The organism is Vibrio sp. Vb1755 (assembly GCF_033338635.1).
GTDB lineage: Bacteria > Pseudomonadota > Gammaproteobacteria > Enterobacterales > Vibrionaceae > Vibrio > Vibrio alginolyticus.
The window spans coordinates 1-1,058 of the sequence record NZ_JAWOTA010000343.1; the positions used below are offsets into that span (position 1 = coordinate 1).

The following is a 1,058-nucleotide window of genomic DNA, read 5'->3' on the forward strand; positions in this document are numbered from 1 at the left end:
AAGGCGGATTAATGCTTGAGTCGCCGTAATTGGAGCGCCGTCTTTCGCGTTTCGAATTTGCATTTTCCAAGCGCGCATGCCTAGGGTTTGACCTGCTCGCGTCCAGAAAAAGACGAAGAAGTAAATCCAGACTACCGCCAGATAAAGTGTGAATATCGGACTCAACACCGGGTGTTTCCCTAACATATCTGCGGCATCCACATATTCTCCGTAGCTCAGCAAGCCTGCTGCATTCAAAGCAAACACCACTGCTATTACGACACCCGCCGCCATCATCTCAATGGCTAAGACAATTAGAGTGTCATAAAACAAAGCGGCCAATCGACGGAAAAATCCCGCTGGTGGAAGAGTTGTAGAAGTAGTCATAATTCCATCACTTACCTTAAAAATTGTGCGTCAGGATATAGATTCCGCCAGTCTGTGAAAAGAGAGCTGACGCACAGACTCTCCAATTACGGCCAAATCTAAGAGACTTTTCACGAAGGATGATGGCTACGCATACGTATGTTTGAGGCGTGTGCTTAAAACGCTGCTGATTGAATGGATCGTCAACGCCGTGTTTTTGGGTCAGTTACCTGGTTCGAAAGTTGCGCAAGTTGATGCTTTTCATCTTCAGTAAAATGTTGGGTCAACGCGAGTTCTAAAGCTTTCTCTGAAAGCTTGGTTGCTGGAGCGCTAAACAGCTTGGGATACATACTAGACAGGGCTAGTAATGCCTTTTGCAGGCGAACCTGAACTTGCAGTTGAGCTGCCCCATCATGCGCTATCGGCAAAAAGACATCATCGAATAAATCTTGGCAGTTTAACGAGGGCACAAACAATCTTGGGAAGCGAGTTTTGGTTGGCTGTTGGCTAATAAGTTCTCCCCAAAGTGAAAGCGCCCGAATCGAACGTCCCAGAACATCAATCGCAGTACCATTATCATTAACGGCAGGAGAGAGGGCCCTAGAGGCTATTTCTGCAAGTACAACTAAGCCAAAGCGAGGATCTTGGTCATAGGATCGCTCAGTTCGGATCGTGAACGCTGCCGTTACCTCACTTTCTTCTGCTAATTCGCC

General features: G+C 47.2%; 2 protein-coding genes. Both read right to left on the bottom strand.

All coding sequences use genetic code 11. The features are described from left to right. On the bottom strand, nucleotides 1-366 hold a 366-nt coding region (locus tag R7E00_RS25010; protein ID WP_318124908.1), incomplete at its 3' end, for an RDD family protein. Nucleotides 367-548: 182 nt separating this feature from the next. Beyond that, on the bottom strand, nucleotides 549-1,058 hold a 510-nt coding region (locus R7E00_RS25015; RefSeq protein WP_318124909.1), incomplete at its 5' end, for a DUF2254 family protein.